Here is a 562-nt window from a genome sequence, read left to right as displayed (position 1 = left end):
CGATGGACGAAGCCGGCGTGCACGACATCGCCCTGGTCGGCATCGCCAAGCGGCTCGAGGAACTCTGGCTGCCGGACGACGACTTCCCGGTGATCCTGCCCCGCAACTCCGAGGCGCTGTTCCTGATCCAGCGGATCCGTGACGAGGCGCACCGGTTCGCGATCACCCACCAGCGCAGCAAGCGCAAGCGCGACGTGCGCTCACGGCTGTCCGAGATCCCCGGTCTCGGACCGAGTCGCGTGAACGCCCTGCTGAAGCACTTCGGATCGGTCGCCCGGCTGCGTGAAGCCACGGCCGAGGACATCGGCGAGGTGAACGGGATCGGTCCGGCGACGGCTGCCGCGGTCGTCTCGAAGCTGGCCCAGACGCCGACGAGCGCACCGGCCACGAGCGCGTCCAGCGCCCCCGAGCCGGACGCCGACGCGATCGCGGACACCGTGACCGAGGACGCAGCCACCCAGCAGACCGTTACCCACCCCGGAGGCCCGGTGCGGGTCCCCGAGGTGACCAGCGACGGTCCGCAGCGACCGTCGTGACGAACCCCGCGCCTCCCGTCCGTCAC

At 71.4% G+C, this 562-nt stretch carries 1 protein-coding gene; it reads left to right on the top strand.

From position 1 onward, the window contains the following. Window positions 1–536 (top strand): helix-hairpin-helix domain-containing protein (locus BIU95_RS13380; RefSeq protein ID WP_071251898.1); only part of this gene is annotated, 536 nt, incomplete at its 5' end. Window positions 537–562 lie beyond the last annotated feature (26 nt).

It is taken from the genome of Curtobacterium sp. MCBA15_007, assembly GCF_001864905.1.
Lineage (GTDB): Bacteria > Actinomycetota > Actinomycetes > Actinomycetales > Microbacteriaceae > Curtobacterium > Curtobacterium poinsettiae.
This window is presented reverse-complemented; position numbering and strand designations above follow the sequence as displayed.